Raw genomic sequence first — 6,450 nt, forward strand, 5'->3', positions numbered from 1 at the left:
CCGCGACCAGGTAAAGCTCCTGGATATCCGGATATATCGAGACATCGAGGACGAAGTCCCTGCCGATCCGGGGCACCCTGTCGGTGACGCTCGGGCTGTCGGCCTCGTACGCCATGATCGGCAGTCATACATCCCGTACATCCCCTCAAGGAGCGGCCATGGTCGTCAACGATGGATCCGGATGGTCCAGCATCGGCTGGGACGGCTGGACGAACCTCAGCCTGGTCCGTACCCGGCTCGACGCGGGAGCCGACCCGAACTCAGGGACGTCCTTCCATGGACGGCCACTTCATGAGGCGGCCGAGCGCGGTTCACCCGAGGTGGTCACGGAACTGGCCCAGCGCGTCGACGACGTCGACGCGGAGCACGAAGGTCGTACCGCACTCTGGCTCGCCGTTTTCAACAACCGCCCCGACAACGCCCGCGCACTTATCGCCGCCGGAGCAAACCCGTGGCGACCAATGATGAACGGCTGGTCTCCCGGACGGCTCAGCCTGGCCACTCCCACCCCCGATCTGTTCACTCTTCCCGATGGGGAGGCTGGCCTGTCCGCCACCGAGGCCGCCGCCGTGGCGGAGGCCAGACGCCTGATCGCCGCGTTGGGGCGCTTCGACGACGACGGCCACAGCCTCGCCTGCGTAGCTGGCATTACCGCTGCCGAGGCGATGCGGCGCCTGGAGGCCGTACCGGTTGATGACGCCGACGTTGAAGAGATCATGGAGGATCCCTGGGCGGATCTCGACGCCAGTTTGTCCGTCATCGGTGTCACCGACGTGCCCGGCGGATGCGTCGTCTTTCAGCCGTGTGGATACGCCGCGTCCAACCCCGGCGTCATAGAACGCCTGTCGGTGGGCACCGTCTGCTACGGGCTGTTCGCCAATCCTAAGAGCGGCAACCAGGGTGCCATCGCCCATGATGGCGCCATCGAGGAATGGGACACCCACCCCGGCGGCGGCAGCGTCTACTCCGAAGAATCCGCAGAGGAGATCCTCGCCACCTACCTCTACCACCACCAGGCCGAGGCTTACTGCTTCGCCGGAGCAGGCCTTCGGCCGACTGACGCCCGATCGATCAACGGCCAGGCCGACATGTGGCTCAAGCTGCCTGAACAAGACTGGTGGAGTTAACCGGAGATACGGCGAGAAAGCTCGATTCTGCTATCTGGAGTCGGGCCTTCATCCTGCGGCTCGACCTCCGCCACAATGATCATGTGATCGACTATTACCGCGGTTTCTTCGAGTGGCATCAGTGGTTGGAGGACGGACTCTCCTGGACTGTTACCTCGGGATGAACTGCACTAGGGTTGTGACGTCGCGAAATCGCCACGGATGCCGTTCTGGCCAGGCCAAACAGCGATCAGTGATGAATGGCAGGAGGTCGTCCTTAAGGACCCGATGCACATCCAGCAGTCCTCCTCATCACAACGTTCTGTCGGTAGTCCCGTTTATGCTTCTCATCATTGCGCGACTTCCAAGAGTTCGGGCGGGTGGTCTGGGTGTCTGGTGGTGCGGTTTCCCCGGAAGCGACGGGCGGCGCTGGTGTGATCTTCGAGTATCGGCTCGCGGCCGTGCTGCTGAGCCGAATGTTGCGGCGGGCGCATGTCCCGATCGGCATCGAGCTGCCCATCCAGCGCGTCGCCCTCCAGCAGAGGGTCGCCGGTCACGCCTTCGACGACATAGTGGTGGAAACGGACGCGGCAGGCCAGGGCCCCACCATCGAAATCCAGGTCAAGAAGCGCCTGCCGATCACTGGCGGCAACCCGGAGTTCGTCAAGGTGATGTCGACCGCAATCGAGGCGTACCTCTCCCACGCGGAGGAGCTGAAGGACGGACGCCTACTCCTGGGTTTGGCGGCCGGTGGCCCCGTCAGCGACTTGGAAGCTCTGGCCGAGCTGACGACCATGGCCCGCGCACATCCGGACGCGGTCTCCTTCGGTCGGCTGCTGAGCGAAGGGGTCACCCGCTCCGCCCTGCGAACCCGTCACGACCATGTCGTAACCGGTGTGACCACCGCAGCCACGACCGATGACCGCTTCAAGGCCAAGGCTCTGACCCACCAGATCCTCTCCGCCCTGCACGTGTGGCCCGTGCAGGTCGGTCGCGACGGCCGCGACTGGCGTGCGGAACTCGACCTGATCGCCGACCTCGCCTCTGCCGCGGGTCAGCCGGCGGACACCGTCCTCGGACGGCTCTACGATCTGGCCCAGGAGGTCGGGCCCCGGGCAGGCGACCTTGACCAGCAGATGATCTGCGCTGAATTGCTGCGAAGGTACGGGCTCGACCTCGCACGTGCGGTCCTAAGTGCCCCCGAGACCAGGACAACGACCATCAACATCACCAATTCCGAATCTGGAACCGTCTTTTCCGCCGCCGGAAATCAGGTGTTCAACGGGCTGCGCATCGGTCGGTGACGTCACCGTTCATTCGAGTTGCCGAGGATAGAGTCGATGACGACGCTAGAAGTCTCTGTTAGTGACAGAGCCACGGCATTCGTGGCCGGGGTCCAGCACTTCAACAACTACGGCGAGGAGCTGGTCGAGGTCCGTGCGATCACGGACGACGAGCTTGTGGTTTGCGACGACGACCGCTTCGTCGCTCCCGACGGTGAGGAATGGGACCGTTTCGATCTTCTGCTGCGTACACACCGAGTCGTGGTCCTGCTCGGCGACGTCGGTACCGGACGCCACACCGCCGCCCTGCGGCAGTTGCTGGACTGTTCTCCACGCGAGGCGCTCCACGAGCTGGAACCCACGTGGGCGCGGCCGCAACGACGTCTCCTGCCTCCAGCCGAGGTCGGCCATGGCTACGTCCTCGATCTTTCCAACGCGACGGAAGAGCCCGCGGAGGAGTTCGGCAAGGGGTTGCGGTCCTGGGTGCGGGAGAACGAAGCCTTCCTCGTCGTGCTGGTGACTGGTCGCGTCTGGGCCGGGCCGTGGACCCAGCACCTGCAACATCTGCTCGTGCCGCTGCCGTCCCCGGACGCCCGCGACTTGGTAGAGCGCCAGCTTGACGCCTTCGGCCTCGACGACCGTGTTCACCTGCTCGACGAGGAGCCCCTGGCCAAGATTTTCGACTCTTCGCCCCGAGCCGAGGACGCCGCCCGACTCGCCGAGATCATCAGGAAGTCCACCAGTCTGAAGGCGGAGGACATCGCCGACGAGTACAGCGGTTGGGAGACCTGGTTGGAGAAGAAATTTCCCAGGCCCCTCGGTACTCGTACCCTCCTCTGGTCCGCAGCGCTCTGCGACGGCGGACGCACGTTGTCGATCCTTCAAATGTCCGAGGCCTTGCGCGTAAAGCTCGGCGAGAATCGGGGCCCGGCGGCCGTGCTGGCCGACACCATCACTTCGAAGCGACTGGAGGAGGCCCACATTGTCCGGCGCGGGGATAGAGCCTACTTGGCGCCCAACCATCATGGCCTCGCAGTCGCCGCGCGCCGACATCTGTGGGACGAATTTCAGTTGTACCGGCAACTGCTGACCGAGTGGTCCGTGCAGCAGGCGGCAGAGCTGCCGCCCGACGACGCCGCTAGGGTCATCGACGCCCTTCTGGATCTGGCGCTGCACTTCCGGGACGGCGAGATCATCAAACGGTTGCGGCGCGTGCTCCTCGCGAACAACCGGTCGTTCCTGGCCCAGGCCCTCTCCAACGCAGCCATCGACCCGAGGTTCGGACCGTACATTCGCGCACGCCTGTACACCTGGCTGACCAATAACCCGCCGCAACAGCTGGTCGAGCTGGTCGCCGAGGTATGCGGCGGCGTGTTCGGCGAGAAGGAGCCTGCCATGGCTCTCGTACGTCTTCAGCGGGCCGCTCTCAAGACCAAGGATGTCGACAACGAGATCCTCGCGAAGGCGTTCACCTCACTGGCCGGGAAGCACCGCCAAATCGTCTTTGACACGGTGATCGGCGGATGGTTGGACAAGCCGGCGACCGAGCGTGCGGGCATCGTGGCCGTTATGGGGCTTGCGTCCACCGACGACGGCATAACCGCCCTATGCGGCCCGCACGGAGCCGACATCTCCGACCCACGCGACCGGTTCGGGCTCGTTGCCACCTTCAGGCGGGCGCTGGAGCGTGAAGATACGCGAGAAGCAGCTGGCCGGGTCCTCGGGACCTGGAAGGGGGTGGCCGCACGAGGGCTGCTCCCGGAGGACCTCGTCATAGAGGTACTTGGGGCGTCGCTTGCGCCCACTCTCGAGGACAACATCATGCAGCGCTACCTGGAGAACGGCGCCTTGGATGTCACAACGTTCTGGGGCAAGGTCTTCGTCAAAGCAGCGCAGTGCCTCGCGCAGTAAGAGGAGTATCAGGCGGTCTAAGCCGGACGCAGCGCAACAGACACCGGTCGCGCAACTTAACCACCACCGCGGGCGATCTGGAGCCGCAGATCCCGAAGCTGCGCACCGCGAACCCCTGACCCCTTCGATGCGAAGCCAAGTCATCCGGCCTAGCACCTTGACTTATGCGCTACTTGAGCTGCGGAGACAGTCTCTCGTCGTCCGTGATCGTCCGGCCCCGTCCGTGGCTGTTGTCACCCAGTTGGTCACTCAGTTCCCCGCCGACCAGTTCTCCCGATGAGCCACGCGATTCTCTCGTCTGCTGGCGATTACTCGGCGCGCAGAAGCGTTCGCCCCTACCTGGGACCGCTGTGGCTCATCTCTCCGTGCCTGACGGTTACACCAGGCACAGAAAGATCGGCTTCGATATCGAAACGACCAGCTTTTGTCGGATTGAACTGCAAGACTCCGCGCATGTGTGATCTCGCCTTTTCGGAGGACAGCGCCTCTCGCGGCCCTTCGACAGCAGGACACTCTCCGGGCACAGGCCATGGTCCCAGCTGCGGCAGGTGGTCGGCTTGAGCATGTTCGAGCAGTTCAGCCTCCAGCCGAGCCCGGAAGAGTGGCAGTCCACATGGATCGCCCGCGGCGAGCTCCACGACCAGCGGCTCGACTTGCCCCCCGGAGTGTCCGAAGTGATCTTCGACCGGGCGCGGCTGGTGAACGTCGACTTCTCCGGAATGCGGTTCGCCTACTTCAACGTCCATGACAGCACCTTCGAGGACTGCGACTTCTCCGGCGCCACCTTCGAGCAGTTGTCGATGGGCAGCACCGGCGTTCGAGGGTCACGGAACGGCGCCGACTGGCCGCAGTCGATCTTCCGAGACTGCACCTTCCGGCGTACCCGCTTCGCACTCCCCACCTTCTTCGGCAACGTCCGCTTCGAAAAATGTCTGTTCGACCGATCACGACTGAGAGAGCAGACATTCACGTTCGGAGCCGAGTTCGTCAACTGCGTCTTCCACGGCCGGGTGCGGGAAGTCAACTTCTGGGGCCGCCCGGACGATCATGACCAGGACGCGGTAGGACGGGACCGCAACGACTTCGTCGGTAACGACTTCACCGGAGCCGAACTCGAACACGTCGCCTTCCACCACATCGATCTCCAGGCGCAGCGTTTCCCGGGCCTGCCCGGCTACGCGCTCCTCGACCGGATCAGCCAACGGGTGGATGCAGTGCTGCCCCTGGTGGAGCACTGGCCGGATCCGCGCCATCGGGAGATGGCCGGCTTCAGCTTGGAGTTCCTCGCGGATTGCGCCCTGGAGCAGAACGACGACCAGGCGCTGGTGAGCCCACTGGACATGGGACGGAAGCTCCCACCCGCGCTACGCGAGGAACTGTTCGAAGCACTCAGGCGCACACCCAGCGATACATCCCCTGGTTGAGCCGTACCGCCTCGCGGGCCAGGTTCCGCAGGGCCATGATGCGCCCGCTCTCGAACTCTTCGAGCAGTTCCTCTTCCGCGTACTCGCGCAACCGGGCGTCGTCCACAGCGGCCAGGGCAACGACAGTTTCGGGCGCCGCCCGGTCCACGTTCGCCGACTCGCCATCGTCGGCGACGGTCTCACTGTCACCGAACTCGCTGAGGTCACGTCCACTGAGCTCGGCTGCAAGCGTGTCGAGCCCGTCGAGCCCGTCGAGCCAACCCTTGCAGTCGACATACGGCAGGTTCGCGGTCGCCGGCCCACCGGACAGGGCCAGCCGGGCGGACTGTTCGGAGTCCGCAGTGAAGTAGTCGACGAGAACGCCCATGGCGGGCCACTCTACCGAGATCGCCCATAGCGGCGCTCACACTCGTCGCCTCCTTATGCTCGCGGCATGGCCGCTAAAGATAGATACGCCATCATCGAGGACCTGCTCTCCCTCCCCTTCCCGCAGGAGCGCACACGAGCAGGAAACCGGTCAGCGGCCCGGGCTACCACGTGCGCGCCTTCCAGGCCGGCCAGGAGTTCTGGAACGATCGCAGCCAAGAGAGCGTCGAATCCGCCGAGCAAGAAATCGACTGTGCCCCGAAGCTCTAAAACTGACGAACATCGTTGACACCTGGGTCTCCGACCACTACGGAGACCGTCTATGTCGACTTCCCCGAACCCCCCACTCGACCGTGAAGC

At 64.5% G+C, this 6,450-nt stretch carries 5 protein-coding genes; 4 read left to right on the top strand and 1 reads right to left on the bottom strand.

Going from position 1 to position 6,450, the window contains the following annotated elements; translation table 11 throughout:
* Positions 1-158 precede the first annotated feature (158 nt).
* The 4 genes from ABZ260_RS44125 to ABZ260_RS44140 all read left to right on the top strand — a co-directional run bounded on the left by ABZ260_RS44125 (position 159) and on the right by ABZ260_RS44140 (position 5,724).
* Positions 159-1,127, top strand: coding sequence for an ankyrin repeat domain-containing protein (locus tag ABZ260_RS44125; protein WP_355629959.1), 969 nt, complete (start codon positions 159-161; stop codon positions 1,125-1,127).
* A gap of 332 nt (positions 1,128-1,459) precedes the next feature.
* Positions 1,460-2,410 (top strand): hypothetical protein, encoded by a 951-nt coding sequence (locus ABZ260_RS44130; RefSeq protein ID WP_355629962.1) that lies wholly within the window; start codon positions 1,460-1,462, stop codon positions 2,408-2,410.
* 36 nt (positions 2,411-2,446) lie between these two features.
* Positions 2,447-4,300, top strand: coding sequence for a hypothetical protein (locus ABZ260_RS44135; protein ID WP_355629965.1), 1,854 nt, complete (start codon positions 2,447-2,449; stop codon positions 4,298-4,300).
* A 563-nt stretch (positions 4,301-4,863) separates the two neighbouring features.
* Entirely contained in the window at positions 4,864-5,724 is an 861-nt protein-coding gene (locus ABZ260_RS44140; protein ID WP_355629970.1) for a pentapeptide repeat-containing protein, read from the top strand.
* On the opposite strand, the gene ABZ260_RS44145 is transcribed toward ABZ260_RS44140, so the two are convergent.
* Entirely contained in the window at positions 5,690-6,091 is a 402-nt protein-coding gene (locus ABZ260_RS44145) for a hypothetical protein (protein ID WP_355629967.1), read from the bottom strand. The genes ABZ260_RS44140 and ABZ260_RS44145 overlap by 35 nt on opposite strands.
* Positions 6,092-6,450: the final 359 nt, after the last annotated feature.

Origin of the sequence: Streptosporangium sp. NPDC006013, assembly GCF_040614275.1 — a bacterium.
Lineage (GTDB): Bacteria > Actinomycetota > Actinomycetes > Streptosporangiales > Streptosporangiaceae > Streptosporangium.

Bases quoted from the DNA above. Each gene is read 5' to 3' on its own strand.
- ABZ260_RS44125 (WP_355629959.1), top strand. From the start codon at position 159: ATGGTCGTCAACGATGGATCCGGATGGTCCAGCATCGGCTGGGACGGC.
- ABZ260_RS44135 (WP_355629965.1), top strand. From the start codon at position 2,447: ATGACGACGCTAGAAGTCTCTGTTAGTGACAGAGCCACGGCATTCGTG.
- ABZ260_RS44140 (WP_355629970.1), top strand. From the start codon at position 4,864: ATGTTCGAGCAGTTCAGCCTCCAGCCGAGCCCGGAAGAGTGGCAGTCC.
- ABZ260_RS44145 (WP_355629967.1), bottom strand. From the start codon at position 6,091: ATGGGCGTTCTCGTCGACTACTTCACTGCGGACTCCGAACAGTCCGCC.